This is a genomic window from Sphingobacterium cellulitidis (genome assembly GCF_043187465.1).
GTDB classification, from domain to species: domain Bacteria; phylum Bacteroidota; class Bacteroidia; order Sphingobacteriales; family Sphingobacteriaceae; genus Sphingobacterium; species Sphingobacterium cellulitidis.
This window is the reverse complement of the sequence record NZ_CP171136.1, coordinates 2,151,687-2,173,690: the sequence shown is the minus strand read 5'-3', so window position 1 is coordinate 2,173,690 and position 22,004 is coordinate 2,151,687. Positions and strand designations below refer to the sequence as shown.

The 22,004-nt window shown below is 33.6% G+C and carries 18 protein-coding genes and 2 tRNA genes; 5 read left to right on the top strand and 15 right to left on the bottom strand.

Annotated elements, in window-relative coordinates; all coding sequences use genetic code 11:
- Nucleotides 1-131 precede the first annotated feature (131 nt).
- Both ACF3OC_RS09635 and ACF3OC_RS09630 read right to left on the bottom strand, forming a co-directional pair.
- Nucleotides 132-650, bottom strand: a complete 519-nt coding sequence (locus tag ACF3OC_RS09635; protein WP_094281635.1) for an OmpA family protein — start codon at nt 648-650, stop codon at nt 132-134.
- A 54-nt stretch (nt 651-704) separates the two neighbouring features.
- Complete coding sequence (locus ACF3OC_RS09630; RefSeq protein WP_179221509.1) at nt 705-2,894, bottom strand: glucoamylase family protein; 2,190 nt, start codon at nt 2,892-2,894, stop codon at nt 705-707.
- A gap of 171 nt (nt 2,895-3,065) precedes the next feature.
- On the opposite strand from ACF3OC_RS09630, the gene ACF3OC_RS09625 reads away from it, so the two are divergent.
- From ACF3OC_RS09625 to ACF3OC_RS09610, 4 genes are all read left to right on the top strand, one after another.
- Nucleotides 3,066-3,138: transfer RNA gene (locus ACF3OC_RS09625), tRNA-Gly, on the top strand.
- Nucleotides 3,139-3,143: 5 nt separating this feature from the next.
- Nucleotides 3,144-3,228 (top strand) — tRNA-Leu (locus tag ACF3OC_RS09620).
- Nucleotides 3,229-3,726: 498 nt separating this feature from the next.
- Nucleotides 3,727-3,891 carry a hypothetical protein gene (locus ACF3OC_RS09615; protein ID WP_179221508.1) on the top strand — a complete coding sequence of 55 codons (165 nt, stop codon included), beginning with the start codon at nt 3,727-3,729 and terminating at the stop codon, nt 3,889-3,891.
- Nucleotides 3,892-3,923: 32 nt separating this feature from the next.
- Nucleotides 3,924-5,537 (top strand): fimbrillin family protein, encoded by a 1,614-nt coding sequence (locus ACF3OC_RS09610; RefSeq protein ID WP_094281631.1) that lies wholly within the window; start codon nt 3,924-3,926, stop codon nt 5,535-5,537.
- Between the two features lie 69 nt (nt 5,538-5,606).
- Here ACF3OC_RS09610 and ACF3OC_RS09605 read toward each other — a convergent pair whose 3' ends face one another.
- A complete protein-coding gene (locus ACF3OC_RS09605) occupies nt 5,607-6,440 on the bottom strand; it encodes a glycoside hydrolase family 16 protein (RefSeq protein ID WP_094281629.1) in 834 nt (277 codons plus the stop codon).
- 14 nt (nt 6,441-6,454) lie between these two features.
- On the bottom strand, nt 6,455-7,168 hold the full coding sequence (locus ACF3OC_RS09600; RefSeq protein WP_094281627.1) for an SOS response-associated peptidase: 714 nt from the start codon (nt 7,166-7,168) through the stop codon (nt 6,455-6,457).
- A gap of 473 nt (nt 7,169-7,641) precedes the next feature.
- Between ACF3OC_RS09600 and ACF3OC_RS09595 the strand changes: the two genes are divergently transcribed.
- Nucleotides 7,642-8,157 (top strand): GNAT family N-acetyltransferase, encoded by a 516-nt coding sequence (locus ACF3OC_RS09595; protein WP_094281625.1) that lies wholly within the window; start codon nt 7,642-7,644, stop codon nt 8,155-8,157.
- A 33-nt stretch (nt 8,158-8,190) separates the two neighbouring features.
- Here ACF3OC_RS09595 and ACF3OC_RS09590 read toward each other — a convergent pair whose 3' ends face one another.
- The 11 genes from ACF3OC_RS09590 to ACF3OC_RS09540 form a co-directional block, all read right to left on the bottom strand.
- Nucleotides 8,191-8,583 carry a barstar family protein gene (locus ACF3OC_RS09590; protein ID WP_094281623.1) on the bottom strand — a complete coding sequence of 131 codons (393 nt, stop codon included), beginning with the start codon at nt 8,581-8,583 and terminating at the stop codon, nt 8,191-8,193.
- Between the two features lie 55 nt (nt 8,584-8,638).
- Nucleotides 8,639-8,974, bottom strand: coding sequence for a hypothetical protein (locus tag ACF3OC_RS09585; RefSeq protein WP_094256320.1), 336 nt, complete (start codon nt 8,972-8,974; stop codon nt 8,639-8,641).
- Nucleotides 8,975-9,538: 564 nt separating this feature from the next.
- Nucleotides 9,539-10,270, bottom strand: a complete 732-nt coding sequence (locus tag ACF3OC_RS09580; RefSeq protein ID WP_094281621.1) for a carbohydrate-binding family 9-like protein — start codon at nt 10,268-10,270, stop codon at nt 9,539-9,541.
- A complete protein-coding gene (locus tag ACF3OC_RS09575) occupies nt 10,270-10,515 on the bottom strand; it encodes a hypothetical protein (RefSeq protein ID WP_094281619.1) in 246 nt (81 codons plus the stop codon). Before ACF3OC_RS09575 ends, ACF3OC_RS09580 begins: the two co-directional genes overlap by 1 nt.
- A gap of 513 nt (nt 10,516-11,028) precedes the next feature.
- Nucleotides 11,029-11,712, bottom strand: a complete 684-nt coding sequence (locus tag ACF3OC_RS09570; RefSeq protein WP_094281615.1) for a hypothetical protein — start codon at nt 11,710-11,712, stop codon at nt 11,029-11,031.
- 492 nt (nt 11,713-12,204) lie between these two features.
- The gene (locus ACF3OC_RS09565) at nt 12,205-12,717 is read right to left on the bottom strand and encodes a hypothetical protein (protein ID WP_094281613.1); all 513 of its coding nucleotides are present in this window, start codon (nt 12,715-12,717) and stop codon (nt 12,205-12,207) included.
- A gap of 141 nt (nt 12,718-12,858) precedes the next feature.
- A complete protein-coding gene (locus ACF3OC_RS09560; protein ID WP_144043729.1) occupies nt 12,859-13,092 on the bottom strand; it encodes a hypothetical protein in 234 nt (77 codons plus the stop codon).
- 13 nt (nt 13,093-13,105) lie between these two features.
- Entirely contained in the window at nt 13,106-13,402 is a 297-nt protein-coding gene (locus ACF3OC_RS09555) for a hypothetical protein (protein WP_392471525.1), read from the bottom strand.
- A complete protein-coding gene (locus tag ACF3OC_RS09550) occupies nt 13,383-18,542 on the bottom strand; it encodes a serine protease (RefSeq protein ID WP_094281607.1) in 5,160 nt (1,719 codons plus the stop codon). The genes ACF3OC_RS09555 and ACF3OC_RS09550 overlap by 20 nt, the downstream gene beginning before the upstream one ends.
- Nucleotides 18,535-19,761, bottom strand: a complete 1,227-nt coding sequence (gene avs1a / locus ACF3OC_RS09545; protein WP_094281605.1) for an AVAST type 1 anti-phage system MBL fold metallo-hydrolase Avs1a — start codon at nt 19,759-19,761, stop codon at nt 18,535-18,537. Before avs1a ends, ACF3OC_RS09550 begins: the two co-directional genes overlap by 8 nt.
- Entirely contained in the window at nt 19,748-21,982 is a 2,235-nt protein-coding gene (locus ACF3OC_RS09540) for an AAA family ATPase (RefSeq protein WP_392471523.1), read from the bottom strand. The genes avs1a and ACF3OC_RS09540 overlap by 14 nt, the downstream gene beginning before the upstream one ends.
- Nucleotides 21,983-22,004 lie beyond the last annotated feature (22 nt).

The window sequence follows — 22,004 nt, the reverse complement described above, 5'->3', positions numbered from 1 at the left end:
AATTAACTCTTCAGCTATTTTTTGTGGATATTTTCCACCATACAGCCAACCCATTACTCAGGTATAATGGATAAAAAAAACGCAGTTCTGACAATTCAGAACTGCGCCTTTATATATTTCTTTTTTAAAGGTTATTTTAAGATCACAACCTCTACTCTTCTGTTTTTCTGTCTACCTTCCGGAGTCTTGTTATCAGCGATAGGTTTGGTCTGACCTAAACCTTTTGTTGATATCCTCGAAGCTCCAATTCCTGCTTCAACCAAAAATTTCTCCACTGAAGCAGCTCGCTTATCGGATAACCAAACATTATATTCCGGTGTTCCCGTAGCATCTGTATGTCCATCGACCCTGATTTTGGATCCAGCATTGCTCCCCTTCAAAACCTTCACTAATTTACTCAACTCTGTTTTTGCTCCATCAGTTAAATAGGAAGAATTTGTTGGAAACAATAAATCTGATGAGATAGAAACCAAAATCCCCTCATTCGTTTGCTTGGCATCTTCAAACTCTCTCTTTACATTTTTAAGTCCGTCATTGGTACCATCCTGGGTCACTACAGCTCCTGGATTGACAACCAAAGCCTGTTGCTTACAAGAAAATAAGGTAAGACCCGCTAAAAAAATTAAAGTTAAATAGTTGATTCGCTTCATGTGTTTTTTTATTGTTTTGATTGCGTAAATATAATGATATTACTATTAATTATTTCACTTCTTAAAGATTCTTTGCTCCGCTGACTGGATTTCCGGAATCGCCTGATATAACTTCCAGATCAAGCCTGTCCGGGCATTCTCCAAAAGTATTGAAAGATTTGCTTGATTACTCGCAATATACTCATCCGAAACATCATCCGTCCGTAAATCCATCCAGGCCCGAAATCCATATTCTGTAAATAAAAATTCCCCAAATTGATTATATAAAGCATGAAGCGATCGCTTTGATCTTGCTTCATCCAAAAACATCGATGAAATCGCTATTGCCGGATTAATCCGAAATGTCCCAACACTATCCCGATATTGATAAAAACCCCAAATATCAGAATTCGAAGTCCCTACCCCAATCTCATTATCCCTGCGCTTGGCAACTTGTGTATACTTCTGCAATACACCCTTTAAATCATAATCCCCAACCTTACTCAAATTCGGATTGATGGTGTTAAAGGGTCTATACATATCCAATAAACTGCTGGTATAATTGCCAAATGGCAAGTTAATTCCATACATCAGCGTATCATGCGTTGCCAAAACTTTGTAAACAGTATCCTGTCCTGCTGCTGAAACTATTTTTTTCTCTTCACTAACTGCTGTTACAACAGAATCTGTTGCATGACTCTCTTCGCCATTCCCCAATCTTCTTAGGTTACCCCGAACCTGAGGCTTTTCAAATTTATATTTTAAAGCATTCGCAAATGCTTCTGGCGCTAAACTTGACTTCGTAGATGCAATCGCTAACATGTATGCATTCAATCCATTATTGATCCCAACTAATGGGTCAAATGAAAAATACTCATCAACCATGTTAATTGATGACTTCAGAACCAATGGATCAGAAGGAAGGGTTACTCCCCGCCAATCTAATCGCTCCCATAATTGAGTGATGTCACCCCTTAATTTATTCTCTTCAGCTGCATCATTATTTAAATATTGACGAATAACCAATAAGGCCTCCATCAATGAACTAGTTGCCTGTATATCATATCGGGGTTGATCATCCAAGTAAACAGGCAATCCTTTTCGTCCATCAAAGTATGCCGGAAAAAAACCTTTATTATTTTGCGCTTTCGCTAAAAAACCAACAATCCTTTTCACCCTGCTCAAGAAAAGTGATTTACTCACAAATCCTTTCTCAACGCCTACCAACATGCTTAACATGGCTCCCCCGGTCTCACGTACTGAAACCAACGCTTTATCCTTCATGCGATAGGGCATGTACATCCCAGAATTAATATCATAATTCTCGACAAAGTAATTTACACTCGCCAACTGAATCAGATCCATTAACTCACTTTCATTCAACTGCTTTGGTTCAACCTCTAACACCTCCGAAAACGGTGACTCCCTATAATTATAGTCAACCCACGCAATCTTGTAATAATACTTTTTGGCCAATACCGGCACATAATCCAAACCTCTTAACATATAAGTTGGACGAATAGCTACAGCCTTAAATTCCTTATTGTCTTCAGATCGATAAATCTTAACATAACGAATACTTGGGGTCAATGGAACCTGCCATTGTAGGTCAATATGCTTACCATAGGCAGATGCCTTTGATAATACAGCATTGGAGGTTAATGGAGCTTCGGAATATTTAGATGGCAAAAACTCCATCTGATCTAAAAATAGCTGATTAGTCACCGCACTGGAATGATGCTGCCTTAAAATTATTCCGGTAATGTTTTGGTCAATATTAAGTCCAGCAAATTCTCGAAGTGGAATTTTAACACTCATCCAGCTACTATTATTATAATCTTCAATATAATCCCCTAATGGAATGGATATGGATTGATTTAATCCTTGTTGAATAGATATGGATGGTAAATTCTCAGGCTTCGTCCCTTCGGTTCCGACAAATAATTTTAAACTTAAGTTATCATCCAAGGAAACACGATAATGAAACTTTTGCCGACTATAACGGATTAAAACATCCCAGTCGCCAGTTTCCGAAGAAATATATTTCAAGGACAAAGCATTTCCAGGTGTAAAGAATAAGCTATCCGAGACCAACAAATTCTTTTGAACATTCTCAACCCAGCTATCGCCACTGTAATTCACAATACTACGTGCATAGGACCCTTTAACCAAACTATTATCAAATATGACCTCTGGATAGGATTCTGATTTAACAATCTGAACCAAACAACAGAAAAATAGTAAAGTAAAAAGTCTAAGTTGCATATTCCACATTTAAAACACGAAAATAGCTAAAAAATCACTGTAAATGCTATTCTTGAACCCTTTTTATAGCTTCGTGATAAAATTATTACTCACATTACAAGCACATTGCAACTTTTGTCGAAATATTATTTTTCAACTTTACTAAATCTCTCTATATTTGCAGCACGTCAAGCGAAAGTAGCTCAGTTGGTAGAGCACAACCTTGCCAAGGTTGGGGTCGCGAGTTCGAATCTCGTCTTTCGCTCAGTTGCCTAGGTGGTGGAACTGGTAGACACGCAGGACTTAAAATCCTGTTCCCGTTAAGGGAGTGCGGGTTCGATTCCCGCCCTAGGTACTAAATCGAAAAGCTCGTCAGGTCCGACGAGCTTTTTTTTATTCATCCTGTTTTGTTAAAAATATATCTCTTCAAAAATCCCCTCTTTCCTATCTTTCTTTATCATCCTTTTGACAATTTCCATTTTATCTCAAACTGTATTTTTTGGAAAATCAGATCAAAATAAAATTCGAATATATCCTATAGTCCAATCCTACCTATTTCGTTAAACTATACTCCCAATAATTGATCAATTTCTGCCATTTTTTTACACAAATAATAACGGTCAGTTAGACGCTTTTCATGCTTTTACCGGATATCGATACTAATCTGTAGTGATGAATCGACAATTTAAAATTAACCCTCGAAACAAGTTAGTGTACCATACGAGAAAATGAATTAACTACCTACATTTACAGTGTTTTCATAGGGAAATCATTGGATTTTACCGAAAATCATTAACTATTAACTTTTAATCACAAAAAGTAAAAATAAAACACACACTAGGTGCATCGCATTATGGATAAAATTTACACTAGCCCAAGGATAGAAATCCAAACTGTTCATCTTGAAGAAGGAATAGCTACTGGTTCTGCAATTATCAGAACTGGAGGTCCTAACACGCCTATGCAAGATCAATGGATCGAGGACGATCAAGACACGAAACAAATTGATTGGTTCTAATTTCTCTTATTAAAATCTTTAAAACCCAAAAAATGGAATTTACACTTTTGAAAAAGATGACGAAACTTAAAAGCATATTCTTTCTTGCTGTCCTTTTTGTCGGCTTTCAATCCTGTCAAAAATCAGAATCAGAATCGGCTGGAAATTTAAATACAACTGTAAAATTCAACCTTTCCGTTGGATCTCCAGAAGAAGAAAATATTTTAGTTGGTAATAGTAGAACAACAAAAAGATCCCCTGAATCAAATGTACAATTATCGAATGTTCAAATTAGTGATAATCTGAATATGGAGGTAATCGTGTTAAAAGATTCTGAATCTTCAGCAATGAATTACTCTTCTGCTGTAAACTCTGAAGCTAGAGCAGCATCCCAGGTAGTACGTAAACCTTTGAAACCTGGGGTTAAATACCGCATTATGGTTTATAATGAGAATGGCTCTCATCAAGGTAACTATGACTATATCTATGGTTCAGAAGATCCGGATAATCCTCTTAAAGTAAACGCAGGTAAAACTTATACTTTTGTTATTTACTCCGTTAATAGTACTACAGACTTACCGAATGTAACTAGTCAAAATTCATTGACCAGTGCATCTATTAATAGTGTTTCCGGTGACTTGATGTACTTTAAGAAAAAAGTAAATATAACGCACGGTGATAATTACTTGGATGCAATTCTTGTTCACCAATTCAGCCAAATTACGACATCTATTGAAATGGATAATAGTATGACTGGTTCAATAGAAGCAATTTCTAATACTAAAATCACACCTACCAGATCTGCAGGAAACTTAAAATTAAGTGATAATTCACTGACTTTCTCTTCTGGTACGACAACTGCAAATGTTAATTTTCCAACAGTACCAGGTTCGACTACAACTATTACCGCTGATTCTACCTTAATATTTAGTCCTGCTACAACTTCAGCAAACTTTGTAATTGGGTCAATTACATTAGATGGCGAAACAAAAACTAATATTTCTGTTCCTAATATTAAAATTACCCCTGGTCATAAATATAAATTATTACTAAGATTTAGAGTTTGTACACAAAATGTTACTTCCTCTGGTTTGAATTGGAATTATCCTGAGAAAACTTGGTATGATTGGTATGGAAGAAAAATTACCGGAATTATTATTGGTAGTACTTATTATCCTAACAACTCATACATTAGAAGAACATTCGATGCTCCACAAGCGAATTATGGGTTCCAATTCGATATCACTGATTTGGATAATGCTTTTAACATGAAAGTAAATGATAATTATATTTTTGGAAATTCCGAAAATGATCAGATTCAATTCCAAACCAACCCATCATTAGGTACCGTTAGAAATATAGAATTTGTGGATGGAACTGAATATGCAACGGGTAATATTCCTCAAGTATTTAATATGAAAGGAACTGCTGACAAGCCTTTGGTAAGAATCTTGATTAGCCGCACTGGACAAATAACCATGTATGGTAGCAAAACAAGTGGTGGAAATCTGGTTCAATTAAGAATGAAAGGTAACCAACAATTCAACAATGTTCCTTGGGATGGAACCGGACCAAACGAAGTTATTGTCAGTCAAAAAGTCGATGGAAAAACAGTAATTATTGGAACTGGTACTGGCCGTAAAAGAGTGGCTTGTCCAAAAAAATAAATCTGCAATTTTATTTTTAGAATATAATTTTTCGAAAGCCGGTCAAACCTAAGTTTGGCCGGCTTTTTTTTATTGATAAACTTTTACCCAATCAATCTCCATTTCTACTGGTAATTGACTCTGGTCTACTTTTCCAACCCAATTGCCACCTAACTGCTGATCTATCAAGATAAAGAATGGTTGATCATAAGGCCACTGGCTCGAATCTACTCCTTCTACCCTTGGATAGGTAAATGTATCCTTTCCATTCAATTGAAAAACTATTTTATCCGGATACCAACTGATGCCATAGGTATTATACTCTTCTGATTCTATTGCAGCAGTTCCTCCATGCGGTGGATTATCCTTATGCCCTAAGTTTAAGGTATAATGTGAATGTGTCGTTTGATAAATAATCTTATCATAGTTCAAATGCTCCATGATATCAATCTCGCCATTCATAGGATATTTACCATACTTATCAAGCTCTGCCAACATCCACATCGCTGGCCATGCTCCCTGTGCACTTCCTAATTTTGCACGGATCTCTATCCTTCCATATTGAAAGGCAAACTTATTCTTGCTCCAAATTCCGCCAGTAATAAATGGTCGGGGATCTGTAATAGTATCAGGGTTATTAATCCCCAATAAAAACAACTTGCCATCTTCCATTCGGAATACTGCATCTGAGGTACTCATATGTCGATTCCAATCAGATCCTCCTTTCGGAATTCGACTCCATTTCGTGGTATCTAATTTTGTACCCTCAAAATGATCCTCCCAAACTAACTTCCACTTCTTATTTTCACGCTTTTCTTTTTGAATATAGACATAAGGTTTATCCTGCATCTTTTGGGTTACTGAACAGGAACTTAAGGCTATGGATCCAATTAATGTTGATAGGTATAGGTTTTTATATTTCATAGCTATTTGATTTTTTAAAACAAACTGATTTGTCCGGTCCAAGGTTTTTGGATTTGCGGAGTATTGGTATCTTCCCCTCTGGCACCGGTGACGCGATAGACTTGATGTCCCTTTAATTCCCCTTCAAAAGGCTTCATCAATGCCTTTATTTCATCTTTACCATCTGCAAATAACCAGGCATCCCTGGACGCTTCAGGGATGATCAACGGCATTCTTTTTTTCTCATTATGTATCTCTTCCAACAATGGATTAGCAGCTGTAGTAATGACAGAAAATGTCGGGTAGGTTTCTCCGGTTTCTTGATCCGTAAAATTGGAATAAACAATCCCTAAGGTCAATAGCTCCTTACTTCCTGAATAAATAAAATAATTCTCAGAATCCTTTTTTCCACTTACTTTATGTGGTTCATAAAATCCAGTTACATAGAGCAATCCACGATTACCAAGGATATAATTCTTATAACTAGCCTTCTCAAAAATGCTTTCTGATTCTGCATTCAAAGTATTGGCATATTTACCAGCATCTACTTCCGACTTTATCCATCCTGGAATTAATTTCCATCGTGCCTCCATGACAATATCCGAATCTTGATTCAAGGTAACCGGCAAAAATGGTCGTGTAAACCCTGAAACATGAAAGATCTCTTGTTCATTAGGATAATATATTTTTTTCTTAGGTAGTTTATTCTTCAATTCCGATTTACTCGGCGAACCAACATGGTAACACATAATTCATTAGATCGATTGGTTTCAAAATAACAATAATTTAGTAATTAACAAGGATTACTATTGAACTGAAATTCCTTTCTAAAGCATTTTCACTATATTCTGAATCAAGAATCCAATCCTCAGCATATCCTAAAATAATTATACCCCAAATCGCTTGGGGTATAATCGTATGCAAATTGACATATAAATCGTAAACTATTTCTGAGAAGAGTCAATCTGCAATTTATGGTTGTATTGCGATGTGCGTTATAACAATCTTTCTCTTGCTGTTATTTTCAAACAATTAAAATCTAAATTGGTTTTCCATGATGTTTTAAATAAAATAAAAAAATTACAAACGATTTCTTTTCCTATCGATTTATAATAAAACAACAAAACACATAACTAACTATAATATAAACGTCATAACTTATAATAATTACCTTTTCATTGCTTAAAAATCAATACTTTTAAGCTTCCCTGGACTTAATATTATGATAGAAATCAAAGTAGCATCAGTTGATGACATGCTAATTATTCAGAAAATCGGTCGTGAAACCTTTATTGAGACTTTCCAGTCCAGAAATGAGGAAGCAGATATGAACGATTACATCAGTAATCGCTTTTCAGACCATCAAGTTCACGATGAATTAAAAAATTTAGAATCCATCTTTTATATAGCTTGGGATCAAGAAAATCCAATTGGCTATTTAAAACTAAATATTGGAAATGCTCAAACTGAAATCAAATTAGAAGATCATATAGAAATTGAACGCATATATGTATATGCAAGCCACCATGGTAAACAGGTAGGTCAATTATTATTTTTCAAAGCCTTAGAAACAGCAAAGAATTTAAGAGTTCCCACTATATGGCTTGGAGTTTGGGAGGAAAATGCCAGAGCCATCAGTTTCTATAAAAAAAATGGTTTCGAAGAATTTGATAAACACATTTTTAAATTAGGAGCCGACGAACAAACGGACATCTTAATGAAAAGAGCTGTCGTATAAAAGACATAAAGAAATAGGCGATCAAATGATCGCCTATTTCTTTATCAATTCTATATTCGAATGTTCGGTAATAATCTCAACTAAGATTTCAAAATAAGTTTGTCCCGATCCATTTTCCAAGTCATCCAATTTTTTTTGAATGATGTTGGTATCAAAATCTTCCGGATGCTGCAACTTCTTTGAGTAATATTCCTTCGTAAATTCTAATCCTAACGAGTTCCGATTTTCCTCAAAATTTTGCCAAACTAATTTAACTTCTTCCCCTTCCTTGATTTCGCCAAATCCACCATATAATAAATCATCAAATGCATCTAAACTCTCAGCCAACTGCCAACTTTCATTTTGCATGAACTTTCTATTAATCTCTTCGTAAAAACTAGTCTTGTCATGGATTTTATTCCCATCGATAATTATTTCTTTTCCCATTATCAACAAAAATAAAAGTTTTAATCAAACCCCATTGACCTAAATAGCTTTCCTTTTATTTGATAAAATTCTTAGTACAACTGTTATACACCATTTTTATATCTTTCACATCATTAAAATTCTCAATTTTTACCTTTTCCATATCACAGGTATAACCTTCATTTGGAGGCATTGTCAAACAAGAAATACAGACAATATTAGTAAAGTATATGGTCTTTCCATCATATGTCCCCTTATAAAGGTTGCTTTCATAAGATCCTTTTTCCTTACAGTTTAATTGATCCTTAAAATGATTCCTCATTTTTTTTTCACACTCAGTCACATTAATACCATCCTTTTCACAGGAACTCAAGAATAAAAGAGATAATGCCAGAATAAGTAGATGTCTCATAATTTCAATGGTTTATATTTATAATAGTTATTCCCTTATAACGATTGTTTACATTAAATTGCTACAAAAAATAAATTTCCCTATTCCAATCAGCAACAACTTAATAACCCCATAGGGGTGAAATATTTGTAGCAATAGACATATTAAATTATTCAGCCCCAGAGGGGCGACATATTTGTAGGAACCCCAGCGGGGCGGCATATCTGTAGCAATAGACATATTAAATTATTCAGCCCCAGAGGGGCGACATATCTGTAGCAATAGATATATTAAATTATACAGCCCCAGCGGGGCGACACATCTGTAGCAATAGACATATTAAATTATTCAGCCCCAGCGGGGCGACATATCTGTAGCAATAGACATATTAAATTATACAGCCCCAGAGGGGCGGCATATCTGTAGCAAAGAACGTTTTCCAAGATACAGCCTCAGCGAGGCGACATATTTGTAGGAACCCCAGTGGGGTTCAATATTAGTAACAATAACCCAATAAATAAATATGCCCCCAGCCATCCAATCGCTTTAGCGATTGGATGGCTGGGGGCTGTTATGTCATATTAATTATTCCCCCCTTCCCAATCGCACCCGTTGAAAGGCAGATGGTGTATGGAAATCTGGTTTTTCTGTATTCGGACGAATCCAAGATATCCAATTGATATCCTTTTCATTCCAGCTTAAGCTATTAAACTCACCCCGGAAAATTCCCATTCGAAATTCTGAAGATGATTTTGATTTTATTAATCCTTTTACAAATTCCAACGGAATTCTGCCTTCTAGAATATATCCACTGGAACCAACATCTGTTTTAATTTCCAAACCATTAAGGTCCCATTCATAATCAAACTTCCTATAATACTTGGCTTTATAATCCAACACCTCCCCACTAGGAGCAATCTCAAAACAAAAATATTCACTTAGACTTGAGTCCGCCGAAAGAAATATCTCACCCCTGTCTCCTTTTGCAACATCTTCCTCCCTCTCAAACTTCTTCTCTACGATACTCTTGTCCTCAATATCAAAATAGAAATACAAATACTCCTTATCATAAAAAGCCTTGAAAACTGTCTTACCAAAATCAGGACTGCTCCAAGGAGACACAAATTCATCAACCACAAACAACTTTTTCAATTTACTCCAATCATCCAACTTCCCATCCACCGAAACCCCAGCCTCAGCTTGAAATGGAATCTCAGGAACAACAGAAGATTGTGAAAAAACTAACTCCCTCTGTTGTAGAAAAAGCCCAACTAGAATGATATACTTAAATAGGTTTTGTTTGGGTTGAACTGACATTATAAGTTTCTGGATTTAATCTCAGCCTCCAATTCTTGAGTATTCTTCTTAGAGGTCCAAAACCAATAAACAAACAACAATGGGAATAACGTAAAAAAGCTAAACCCTCTATTATAAAAGCTATATGCCGCAACACCAATCGCAGCACCAATTAATATGGCATTGATTAAATTCGTCGACTTTAATTTCTTTTGCTCCAGCAAAAGTTGCTCATCTGAAAACCCTGAATATTTATTTTGGCTCATAATTGAAATATTAAAAATCTAATATAAATCTTTTAAAATTCACAGCAAAGTTGTAGGGGTAGATTGGATACGGCTTCGGCGAATTCTTATCCTTAACTGAATAATGCTAACATCGTAAGGGCGTATTGCATACGCCCTCCATGGACCCACCGAATAATGCTAGCGCCGTAAGGGCGTATTGCATACGCCCTCTTTTTCCTTGGGAAAACATTCGCCTTCGCCCAACACTATCGAAAAACCCATAAAATAAACGTATATCCAATCCGCCCCTTCAATTCGTTTTAACAATTCGACAGCGTTATTTAGAACCCCAGAGGGGTTCAATATTAGTAACAAATAACCATTAATAAAAAAGCGCCCATCCATCCAATCGCTAAAGCGATTGGATGGATGGGCGCATATTTGCCATATACTTCCTTTTACTAATATATAACCCCTCTGGAGTATCTTGTATCGATGCTTTAAGTATAACGTAATAGAAGCAAAAAGTTTTGATTTTGTATGCAATATTTTTTAGCGCATCCAACCTTCAACTATATAATTTTTTTGATTTACTTTAAACTCATTTCCGCTATCTGTCTTGAACCATAGTTCAATCCTTGCCCCATATTTATCTCCCCAAGATCCTTCAAAAATTGTAAATTCCTGGGTGAAAAAGTTACTATTAAGATTATCTACAATGATTTTTGAGCGCTGAAGGATTCTTGCTTCAGATAACCTATCATTTGAAGTGATCTCAAATGCTTTAATATAAAAATAACCCTTTTCTTTAGATTTATAATTTGTGTAATATCGATAAATTCCTGGTTGAGATACTGAAACAATTTTAAAATCATTTACCCCTAAATCAGTTTCTTTTAATTCCTTTTCAATAAGTTCCTCAAATTCTACATTGTTTGGAATTACCTTATTTGCTCCGTAATAATCTGCTGGAGAAAATGAAAATATTACTGAAATATAAATAATAAGAAATGAGGTAATTAAAAACTGTGGAATTATCAAATACCATTTTTTATTTGAGATTTGTACAATGGCAGAAGTAATATTTCCAAGAATATTTAAATAAAATAAAATCAAAGCAACGTCTATAATGTCGTCACTTTTTAGATGAGTTCCTAAAATATAAACTAAAATTGGCAGGCAATAAGAAACAATTGGAATCCACCAAATTGTAAAATATATTTTAATGTATTTCATTGACGTACTGTATTGGAAATATTGAGTACAACCATTGTTTTAGTGAAACTAATGTACAGATTATTTCGTCAATCCAGCCTTTAATGTACGGGTAGATTTTCTATCCTTAACTGAATAACGCCAGCGCCGTAAGGGCGTATTGCATACGCCCTCTTTTTCCTTGGAATTGCATACGCCAACCGAAATCTCATTCGCCTTCGCCGAAGTTCCATCCTAATCGATATAACATTCGCCTTCACCGAATTCCAATCTTAAACCGAATAACGCCAGCACCATCGGGATTGGTTCAGCCGCTCTTTCCCCCACCCTTCAGCCCTGAACCATCCCTTTGATTTGGTTGGCGGGCTGACTGAGATTACAATCGAACACTTAATACCTCTTTTGACGTTTTTGGATAGAATATCAGTATAACCAATTTTTGTTTCATACCGTTTGCAAAGGCCTCAAAAATTCATAGTTATGTAAATTGAGAGTTCTTTTTCTATACGATTATTAACGATAGCCATATATTTTGCAAGCTTCATGAATATCTTCCAAAGCCTTAATTAATTCATTCAAATCCAGCAAGTCATCACGGTAAATCAAGGTGTTGTTAAATGCATTGTAACCACGGTGAATATTTCCCAATCCATGTCCGCTAAGACAAGGATTCATTGCCAAATCAATGTAATGAATACCGCCATTACTTTGTTTTCTAAAAAAATCTTCAAGTCGGCTATCGTAATGCTCGAAGTGGTTGCGAAATTTACGTTCAGAAAGTAGGTTGTTTTCTTTCACTTTGAGAATTTTCCTCAACATTTCTCCACGAGGTTTGTCTGATTTAGCTGGTGGCCAAAGAATCTTCGATACATTTCCAGTTGCGACGAGAATAGATTGGATTGCACCCCATACTTCGATGTTATCCAAATTGTCATTGGCAACTTGAAGACGTTCAGATGCTCTTGTTGCAATTTTTGTTTGCAACACAATTTCGCTAACAAAAGCCATTTCCAGTAATCCGTGCATTTTTTATATTTCTTAAATTTTTAAAACAGTATGCCTATGTTGTACCAAAAGAAAAGCTCCAAATGATATTGTAGACGGAGCTGACTGAGATTACAATCGAACACTTAATACCGCTTTTGATGTTTTTTGATAGTATATAAGTTACTTATATTTCATCCATTCCATCATATTTGACTGTAGTCGCATCATCTCATTTATAGTAGCTACATCAATTCTGCGATTTGGTGTGAACTTAACTTCTTTTAGATGCCTACCTGTAGCCCAAAGAGCATTTTGGATTAAGTCTTCGTTTTCTGATTCCATCTTTCTTTTGAAATCCTCTAAAGCAAGATATAAATTATGCTCCATCTCATATCGGGTTTTGGGTGGAGGCATCCCATATTTTTTGTTATTCATCTTCAGATTCTTTTTCTAATTCTGAGCTTAACATATCTCTATGGGAAAAATTAACTGACATTGCCAATGTTCTCACCATTTCGCTTATAGTATTTAAATCAACTCTTCTATTTGGAGCATATCTAAGATTTGTTAAGTCTTGAGTGCTTTTTTTCATATGGATAGAAAACTTGATTCTTCCATTTTCCAAATTCTCACCTAAGATACTTAACTCCCTTTCAAAGTCTGCCCTAGAATCTCGATTTCCTTTTCTACTTTCAAACATATTTTTAATCATTAATGATTTCATAAATAGTAGCAATATTATCATTTGACACCTTATGAGATACTGCATTATTTAGTGCATGTCTGACAAAATAATTATACCGGCCTAATATACAATCTTCATTGTAAAAACTTCTTTTCAAATACTTATCAGATTTTTTAACCTCAGACGTATTTAACGGAGAACAGTATTCATTTAAAAGTTGATCTATTTTTAAACAAAACTGTTTATCTAATAACAATTCAGTATTGAGATCATCTATCCGATCTTGTATCGAAACCAGATGTGGTTTTTCGAAAAAGACTTCGCCTGTTAATATGACAGTATTGGGCATACTAGATTTAATCTGTTCGTACAATTTGTTATAACCAACTTGATTAAGGTTAATACTGACTTCGAGTAAATTTTTCTTTATCGTCAGATGTGGAATACGAGATATTTCTCCAATAAGATCTGAATTATTTTCCAAGTAATTTTTGACAACCAAAGGCTTCTCTTTAGAAATATCATTTAGAATTATACCACATAGTTCTGTTGAGGGTTCAGGCTTGTTGGAAATACATTGGCTAAATAAAGCTCCAATTGTTGAGGGCAAGAAAATTGCTAAATACCTTAAAGTCTCTTCTGTTTTATTGCTCAAATAGCTATTCGGATGATTTAAATGCCAGTTAATAAACTCAGAAATTAACCAGTCAGATGAATTATCATTCATTTCCTGATTAATCCAAAAATACTTTTTCTTCACTTCATCGTCCGGTCTTATTATATAATAAAAATGGCTGTTTATACTTCGATATATTTCTAAAGTTTGGTCGTCCTTTAGTTTTCCTTCTAAAAACCATATCAGTTCTTTACAAATATTCCAATACTCATCCTCAAAGTTTAATATACTTGTTTTCAGATGCTCTAATACTGAATTTTCATCTTCAAAAAGAGACTTTATGTTTTTCTTAGCTAGATCCGTACTATGTGACCAATTATTAAACCAAATACTCCTTCTTTCTTTGGCATATAATTCTATTCCCTCTATCAGTTTGTCCCTTTTATTTATTATTAACGTGTTACTTACAGATTCATTGAATAAATCAAAACTATCTTTTTCCTTTGATTTGGCTTCTGATAAGGAATTGTCTTCATTTTCGCTTAATCTCCAGCCTATATTCTTTTTTAGCAAATAACCTTGTAATCTTTTGATGTTTGATTGAGATAAATTTTCTGATAAGACATTTAATAAGCTTCTCTTATCTTCCTGATCAATATGCTTAGAACTTATTAACTCCGATGTAATACCACACACAGCATCAATATTTCCATCATTTAACGATTCAATTTCATTTAATGCTGATGCTATTTGTTTTCCATAGGAAGAAATATACCTGAATATATCATCGTTAACGGTAAATATTTGACATAGTCCCCATTTTAGATATGGATTACAATCTATTGTTTTTAAAATTTCCAAGACACCGCTCGCTTCATTGATATTTTTAGCGCCTAGACAATAACCATCTCCTATCCTTGGAGCATCAAAATCAGACACTTCCGCATTTCGGATTAAGATATCTGGTGGTGGTAAAACTTCAAATTTATAGTATTCTAAAGCTTTATAACTCTCATTGTTCAAGATTAAAGAACCAATAAATTCTTCTTTATTGTATTTCACATATCGTTGAAACGTCATCTCTCCAGAAGCATAGTCTAAAAGAGAAGCAAATTCTTGTACTATTTCTTTGGGAGCAGATTTTAAATTTTCTAAAGCAGTATTAATCAACGTAACCTGAGATTCTTTGTACCAACTTGGCCCCATAGATGTATTCAGCATTTCCTGAAAAACTTCTTGAAATTTCGTGGTATCATTTAGTATGCCGTAGATTTCATTAATCTTTAGTAGCTCTTCTGTTCGTTCCCATCTGTTTTGAACGCCTGAAACAATATGAGCTTGCCATATTTCGGCAAAAAAAATAATCTTTTCTTTATCGTATCGTAATAGTATTAAGGATTGGATTACTTGACTTAATGATTTTCTGAATCCCTCGGTATATAGCCCCAATTGGTCACAACTTTTTGTTAATAATGAATCCAGAAATGTATCTAAACTATCACGATCAAATTCGTGTAGTAGATCAATCAACTTAGAAAAAATCAAAGGGAATATTTGCTCTGGCAATTGATAGCTTCTTTCCCAATAACTTCTAAAATCAAAATTAAAACTGATGCTTTCTATAACTTGCTTCAATTTCGACTTTATAAGAGTAGTCTTCTCAACCAGTTGATTTGAAGACTTATAATAGTATGCTTTTCCTTCTAAATAGTGAATCTCCTCTATCAGGTACAATAGGTCTTGTTCCCATGTATTCTGAAACCATTGCTTACGGTGTATTTTAATATCTTCGGAATCGTCTAAAAAACCTATACAATTATTTTTCAAGCACAGATTCTCATAATTCAATCTTTCAAAATCTACACCGTTTTTGTTTCTAATAGTTACTTCCTGATCCTCTTCTAAATACTCATTCATAATTTTTCTGAGTAAGTTTGGTTTAGATGTATTATTTAACAATGCTTGTATTAAGGCTCTTCGAACATAATTTTCATCTTTATAACCGTAATTTTCTATTAGCAATTCAATGTCCCTAACTGTTTGTTTTTCGTTTTCAATAGTATTAAAATCACTAAGATTAAAATTGTCCAACTCTCGCTTATAGATAAGTAATGATTTTGCATATATTCCTGCCCAAGTTTCATTAATTACCATTTTAGGAACAGTCATCATTTCTTCAATATCCGAATGAATATCAAAGTACCTTAACACAAAAGCATTATTCCAAGCACAACAATAATCCCTTATGTATTGTATCACCTGAGAATTATTAGCATCAGAGGAATCGCCCTCATCATCGTACACTGTTAAACGCTTTCTTAGTATATTTAAGTAGTCAAGTAATTCTTCTTGAGATTCATGTAAATCTTTCCCATTCAAAATAATTGTTTGAGCTTTTACAATAAATGTTAAATGATGAACACCGCTTCCATCTAATCCTTTATCTAACAATTTTCTATATTCTCTTTCAATAGCACTTGATAATATTTCGGCTTCCTCATGGGCTTCATTTTCATAAAAATGCTGTAAAAAGTGAATAGCATCTCTAATGCCTATTAACAAAGTGTTCCTTCTTACGAGATATTTAATTGCCTGACTGAATTTTTTATTAGCGATTAATGCCAAAGCTATTTCAAAAGCATATTCAACAAGTACACTGTTATATCTAAAGTCTATTCTTTGTAATAGTAGCAACAACCGTATTAATTCTGTAGTTTGTTTCAAATCAATTGATAATTCAACAACGCTCTTGATGTCAGAAATAATCAGATCTGGTTCTACGTGATTTATTGCCAATTTATCTGCCCAATCTTGGTTACAATTAAAAACAGCATTGATTGGGTTATTTGATAAAGCATAATGATAAATCACATTTGCGATAGAATAAGGATTTTCAGGACTTTGATCGCAAAACTTTACAATCATATCATTACAGTCCTTTATAAACAAAGGGACTTGTTTCAGAATATAATCCTTAAATGAGTTGTGATAAATTTCTTGTTTTTCCTCGCCTTTAATAAGATGACCTATTTTAGGCATTACGGAGTAGTAATTCCTACGAACATCATCGGGAAGCATATTCATTAAGTCATCTTGTGGAATAGAATGCCTTAGTTGTGAAAGGATTAAACAAATCCAAAGTTTATTACTGTCTTCAAATATATTTTCCCATATTGTGTTGTAATAATTTTCGATATTACCTCCAATTGCAGGTATATTTTCAACCCAAGAATCCAGTTCCTCTCTGTCGTCGGTTATTTCTGAGTTTAAGATGTAATCTATTAAGTAATGTAAATAAAGAGGATGACCTTCTGATTTTATTGCAATTTTTTGGATACTCTCATAATCAAGCTTCTTATCATCTATTTTTCTTTGGATATAATATTCGCATTGGCTTAATTCTAACGGAGAAACTAAAATTGTCCGACTGTCGTCGATTTTATTTTTGACAGTACTTGGCAATAGGTCTCTTGAAGTGCAGGAAAGAATTATCCTGACTCTTTGTGGCAAGTTTTCAGGAATAATGTTTAGAAATTCTTTCAGATCACTAATCTCATCCAATCCATCAATAAAAAAAAGCCCGATTTTATCAATCTCTTCAAGATACTCACCTAATTCACGGAAATAACCATTTAGTAATCCAATTCTCTTTTCTAAAGAATCGTTACTTTTTGATGGTAATGAGCCTGTTATTGCAAGTGAAATAGTTTCTTCAATCCAATTGAAAAAATTTTCTTTTGAAACCCGTATGCTCCTAGGTTTTTCGTCGTTAGGAATTTTGGTGAAGTATTTTCCAAGTACAATACAATTTTCATCAGGTGTAAAGGACGCAACATTTACTGTTTTACCAGTACCGGGTTTACCTTCCAAAAGAATCCAGTTTCCATTATTTTTTATTACTTCATCCAAGTTGTTTACAACATCATGATTCGATATGATATCAGAAATATCTTCTTCTAATTGCTTAGGAATTTCATTGGTCAGATCTTCTTTATAAATATTAACTCCATAACCACTTAATAGTGAAGTAATTTTATTAATAGATAACACTCCGATTTTATCATCAAGTTGTTTTATAGCAACCCCTATGACTCTCCCCACTGATACTATCGGAGAGCCTGACAAACCTCCATAATCATATTCAGATTCTATATTGTTACAGTTTAATGTGAAATCATATTTTTCGCCCTCAACTATTTGATTTATACTCCCAAATATTCGAAGTCCTTCATGCTGACTATGGTATGGATATCCATATGATTCCCAACTCTCATTTATCCGTATAGAGGTTTGGGTTAGGGGCAAATACAAATTGTACTCTATGTTACATTTCAATAAACATATATCGTTTTCTTCATCCGTATATATTACAGTACAGCTTTGTACAGAGCCGTCTTCTAAATATATCTGAATAGCCCCCTCTTCAATACTGTTATCTAGAAAAAGATGATAAGCCGTCAGTATCGTATTAGTGGTAATAAAAAAGCCTGTTCCATTTTCTGTTTTATAAACTATTTTTACAACAGAAGATTGTAATTGTGTTGGGTTAATAATTCTATTCATATGACAGGCTTAGTTCCAGTGGTTGATTATTTGAGCTTTCAATGATCTGATAATTGTATTTTTCCATTAAGACTTTATCCTTGAATGAAACATTGGAGTTCAAAGAATAATTAAAATATAATTTCCTCGTAAACTCTACTTTCCTATTGATTATCCTCGCTATTGTTTCAGGATCTGGGTGATTATGAGATAATCCATTGGTAGAAATCACGTAATTCTCTGAATCAATATATTTCAGAAGTTCTGGGCTTGTATTGTTTTTACTACCATGATGCGCAATTTTTATCAAATCAAATTTGACAGGAAATTTATCTGGTGTGTAGTGTTTTTTTAAGCTGTTTACTATTACTGACGGGTGTGCATCTCCTAAAAATAAAATACGTAGATTCTTATACTCTAACACAAACGCTATAGAACTACCATTGGTTGTGGTTTCATCTTCTACAAATACTTCATTTGACAAGTTGTCAATATCCATACTGGATTTAGCCGTAACATTCTTACTCATCAATCGTTTTTTTTCTTTTTCCAAAGAAAGTATATATTCAAACACTTCCTCATTGAAGTCCGTTAAATTTTCATCTGAAGAATACCCCTTTTTATAAAGTTCCCGCTTCCAATATTTTTTTAGTTCCAACAACTTATCATGATTAGGTGATAAAATTTTGAAAGCTATGTCATTAGATAGTATATGTTCTTTAGTATCTACTGAAACATTATTTTTGCTGAAAGGAGCATTGATTCGATAGCCAAACTTTTTAATTAAAGAAGCTAATGTAGAGCCTTGTACAGCCGAAATATTCTTATTCTTTATATCGTCCACCCCATCTTTTAAAAGGTAATTAATAGGTAGATTGTCAATTGTTTTCCCTTTAAAATTTAATCCATCTTCAATAGATTTTAGCTGAGAATATGAATTGTGCCAGATATCCTCAACTTTAATGATTTCATTCTGTTTATTTTCCTCGATGAACTTGATAACTCCCGAAATGTGATCACTATCAATATGAGTGACTATTAAATGTGAAAGGTTTTTGTTTGCTTTACTTAATTCTAATAACTTAGGTTTTATATATTCTTTGTACGTGCTTACATATCCTCCGTCTATTAATACCACAGTGCCTCCTTTGGTTTCTATCAAAAAACTATCTCCATTATGGGCAGGGAAAATTGTAACATTCATGAGTAAACCTATTTGTGCTCTTTTATTCTGTGTCATTATTCACTAATCCTTCTTCAGAAACTCTACACATCATTTTGTAATGTTCTTCGTGCCCCATTTTTATAAAAATTTGTTTGAATACCTCAAAGTAACGTTCAATGATAGCATCTTGTTGTTCTACATAAAGATCATCAAGTAGTCCGTGAGATCCGTCATTTATCCAACAAACTAAAGATCTACATATTTCCTGCTCTTGATGATTATTAAAACTTTTAATTAGATCATCATCTGCATATTTTCCTAAAATTTTAAAGTAATTCTCAATAATTCTTCTCATTGTGTTTTGGACTGTAATCCCAGAGTTTTGAGAGGAATTCCTTAACTCCTTCCATAGTAACTCATAAGAACTTTGGATAGGATTTTCCATTTCGAAGGCTTGTATTGTAGAAATATTATTGTTTTTTCTAATAATCCAAAAATGGGTATCTCCATTTTTTGGAGTTCTTCCATCGACAAACGAAACCTCCTTGTGAAAATATACGTTATGTGTAAGTAGTATTATTTGTTTGATACTACCTGTGTTATTTTTAACGGCTTTTATTATTTCTTTAATCAATGAGCTTACAACAAAAAGGACATTGCTATCTAGACTAGAAATCGGATCATCAATGACTAATATACGTTCTTCCGTAATTGACTCTTCTTGGGTGCTACCTTTGGCTAATTGTAAATAATACAAAAATGTAATGAAAGTAGCTTCTCCTTCGCTTAAAGTAGCTTCAGCAATAGTACCATCTTCTCTTTGTATCTGATATTGGTTAGCCTCCGTTTTGGATGGTACTATTTCAAAGTTTAAAAATCCATAGGATTTTAATATGCGATTGATTTCATCAACAGAAGGTTGTACACTGGTAACATTTTTATTAGCTTCTCTTATTTCTTTGTTTAAAGCCAAATATTTCTCTCTCAGTTCTTGGTGTTGTTTTTTCAAAGATTCGATACCCTTTGTTAGTCCCTCTTGTTTTTTAGCAAAATTTTCTATAGTTGCTAGATGTCCTTCAATCAAATATTTCCAAATAGCACTGATTAATTTGTTTTTTTGATTTGTATAGTCATTAACAATATCATTATGATCTTTTATATCTTTATTACATTCAATCACCAATTTTTGAAGTTCTTCAAGTTGTTCTTTTGTTGATATTAATTGAATACTTCTACTAGGTTCTTTTTCTTTATTGGTCAAAAGCTCTTTATTTGTTACAAATTGACTTATTAATGTTTTCAGTAAAGCAGAAAACGAGTCCATTTTAAGTTTGGATTCTGGGTCATCCTTCTGCTGGGATTCTATTTGCTCAAGCAGATTCTGGAGATTATGAGAGTCACGACTATATTCATTCAACAAAGTCTTTACTTGAACTATATCTTGAGTAAATGACTCATCAAAATAATCTTCTAATTGCTTCTTGAAACTTTCAGTAATTGTTTCTTGTTGACAGAATGGACAAGTATCATTTTCACTTATATAATCTCTTCCTTCGTTTACCCAGTCATTTAAGTTTAATTTTTGAATTAATTTTGCAATGTGAACATCAGCTTTACCAATAATCATTTTTTTCCATATTCTATCATTTTCAATTTCTAATAGATGATTAAATTCTATTGTTGCGAGATAGGATAGCGTAACAGGAGTTTTTCCAAATATTGTTTGAGATTTTTCTCTCAATTCCTCAATTGTAAATAGTTGTTCTTTATTATTTTCGAACTCATAAAGTATTTTGTCTTTAAAAGTTTCCTTTTTCATGAAACCTCTGAAAGCTTCTTTAAAAACAACTTCATTTTCTTTATATATGTCGCGCCATATTATCTCCTTGAAAGAATTATCTTCTTGCAATTTTAGTCCTTCCTGCTTTTCGAGTGTATTCTTTTTTTCTATTCCTTTTGTTTTCAGAGCAGATAATTCTGTTTGCATTTTTTCGATTGCTTCAATCTCTTCTTTTGTTGCTTGCCCTAAAGTAAAAACACCATCAATCTTTCCTTTTCCAAAGTTTCTCTCTCGAAAATCTTTGTTATATATTAATGTTTTAACTGATAATCCACCTTTCCATATGAGGCTACAGCTAGAATAAGCAATATTTTCGGGATCGTAAATTAATTTAGAGAGGGTGGTCTTTCCACATCCATTACTTCCATATATAAAATTAATTTTTCTCAGATTTTCTAACTGAATACCTGTAAAATCATATGTGGCTACATCCTTAAGAATTATTGATTCAAGCATATTTTGGTTTGATGTTAATTAT

Coding starts and splice junctions, on each gene's coding strand:
- ACF3OC_RS09540 (WP_392471523.1), bottom strand. CDS start 21,982: ATGCTTGAATCAATAATTCTTAAGGATGTAGCCACATATGATTTTACA.
- ACF3OC_RS09590 (WP_094281623.1), bottom strand. CDS start 8,583: ATGGGAAAAGAAATAATTATCGATGGGAATAAAATCCATGACAAGACT.
- ACF3OC_RS09580 (WP_094281621.1), bottom strand. CDS start 10,270: ATGTCAGTTCAACCCAAACAAAACCTATTTAAGTATATCATTCTAGTT.
- ACF3OC_RS09610 (WP_094281631.1), top strand. CDS start 3,924: ATGGAATTTACACTTTTGAAAAAGATGACGAAACTTAAAAGCATATTC.
- ACF3OC_RS09550 (WP_094281607.1), bottom strand. CDS start 18,542: ATGAATAGAATTATTAACCCAACACAATTACAATCTTCTGTTGTAAAA.
- ACF3OC_RS09555 (WP_392471525.1), bottom strand. CDS start 13,402: ATGAAATCATTAATGATTAAAAATATGTTTGAAAGTAGAAAAGGAAAT.
- ACF3OC_RS09600 (WP_094281627.1), bottom strand. CDS start 7,168: ATGTGTTACCATGTTGGTTCGCCGAGTAAATCGGAATTGAAGAATAAA.
- ACF3OC_RS09635 (WP_094281635.1), bottom strand. CDS start 650: ATGAAGCGAATCAACTATTTAACTTTAATTTTTTTAGCGGGTCTTACC.
- avs1a (WP_094281605.1), bottom strand. CDS start 19,761: ATGACACAGAATAAAAGAGCACAAATAGGTTTACTCATGAATGTTACA.
- ACF3OC_RS09615 (WP_179221508.1), top strand. CDS start 3,727: ATGGATAAAATTTACACTAGCCCAAGGATAGAAATCCAAACTGTTCAT.
- ACF3OC_RS09575 (WP_094281619.1), bottom strand. CDS start 10,515: ATGAGCCAAAATAAATATTCAGGGTTTTCAGATGAGCAACTTTTGCTG.
- ACF3OC_RS09585 (WP_094256320.1), bottom strand. CDS start 8,974: ATGAGACATCTACTTATTCTGGCATTATCTCTTTTATTCTTGAGTTCC.
- ACF3OC_RS09605 (WP_094281629.1), bottom strand. CDS start 6,440: ATGAAATATAAAAACCTATACCTATCAACATTAATTGGATCCATAGCC.
- ACF3OC_RS09595 (WP_094281625.1), top strand. CDS start 7,642: ATGATAGAAATCAAAGTAGCATCAGTTGATGACATGCTAATTATTCAG.
- ACF3OC_RS09570 (WP_094281615.1), bottom strand. CDS start 11,712: ATGAAATACATTAAAATATATTTTACAATTTGGTGGATTCCAATTGTT.
- ACF3OC_RS09560 (WP_144043729.1), bottom strand. CDS start 13,092: ATGCCTCCACCCAAAACCCGATATGAGATGGAGCATAATTTATATCTT.
- ACF3OC_RS09565 (WP_094281613.1), bottom strand. CDS start 12,717: ATGCACGGATTACTGGAAATGGCTTTTGTTAGCGAAATTGTGTTGCAA.
- ACF3OC_RS09630 (WP_179221509.1), bottom strand. CDS start 2,894: ATGCAACTTAGACTTTTTACTTTACTATTTTTCTGTTGTTTGGTTCAG.